Origin of the sequence: Mesorhizobium sp. M7A.F.Ca.CA.001.10.2.1 (assembly GCF_003998575.1) — a bacterium.
Classification (GTDB): domain Bacteria; phylum Pseudomonadota; class Alphaproteobacteria; order Rhizobiales; family Rhizobiaceae; genus Mesorhizobium.
The window spans coordinates 1-914 of the sequence record NZ_RZQY01001143.1; the positions used below are offsets into that span (position 1 = coordinate 1).

Annotated in this window: 2 protein-coding genes; both read right to left on the bottom strand. The window is 66.5% G+C overall.

What is annotated here, in order from left to right; genetic code table 11:
• Positions 1-498 (bottom strand): TIGR01459 family HAD-type hydrolase (locus tag EN964_RS35730; RefSeq protein ID WP_127277537.1); only part of this gene is annotated, 498 nt, incomplete at its 3' end.
• A partial coding sequence (locus EN964_RS35735; protein WP_245490747.1) for an FGGY-family carbohydrate kinase occupies positions 495-914 on the bottom strand: 420 nt, incomplete at its 5' end. The genes EN964_RS35735 and EN964_RS35730, both read right to left, overlap by 4 nt.

The window sequence follows — 914 nt, forward strand, 5'->3', positions numbered from 1 at the left end:
CCCCCGCCGCTCTGCAGCCGGCGCGAACAGCCTGCGATAATGGTCGAGGTCAAAGCGGTCACCCTCGCTGGCCGCGATCAGCACCAGTTCGGCCTCATCGCCGGACCCGGTCAGCACAAAAGGCAGGCCCTCGATCGCGGAGCGGTCAGCTTCACGGCTGATCAGCAGACATTTTGTCCCTGGGCGCAGCTTCCCCGAAATCGCCATCTGCCTGAAGGATCGCCACGCCACCTCGCCGGAAGAAACGAAATGATCCCAGCTTCCCGCTTCGAAGCCGAGTTTCATGAGCCGGCTTTCATTGGGTCGTGCCCGCCTGCCGGAGTTCGAAACCAGCACCACGGTCTTGCCGGCGCGCTTCAGCGCCGACAGCGCTGCCACCGCGCCTGGATAGGGCCGTGTGCCGTCATGCAGCACGCCGAACTGGTCGAGCAGGAACACGTCGTAGCGCTCCGCCAGCGGCCCGATGCCGTCGAGACGTTCGATCGTTTTGGCGCTCATAGGAGTCCTGCCCGGCTTGCACCCATCAGCGCCAGCCGCGCCGTGCCGGCGGCGGCCTCGTCGGAAAGCGCGGGCAGGAAATCGACGCCGAGCCTGCGTCGCCGGATTGCCGTCCAGGCCGGGTTCGCCGCCCCGCCTCCGACGCTCCGGACCGATATCAGCGCGGGCGCGCCGAGTTCGGCAAGCCTGTCATAGCCGAGCGTTTCGATCGCGGCGATGCCTTCGAACATCGCTTTCAGATAATCGGCGTCGTCCGCCGGCCGGGGCGCAAGGCGAGGCGGCAGCGCCGGATCGGCGATCGGAAATCGTTCGCCCGTGGCGGGAAGCGGATAGTAATCGAGGCCGGTGTCGGTCTCCGGGTCGATTGTCGCGCTGAGTTCGATGATACAGGCGAGCGGAAAATGCTGAGCCAGCAC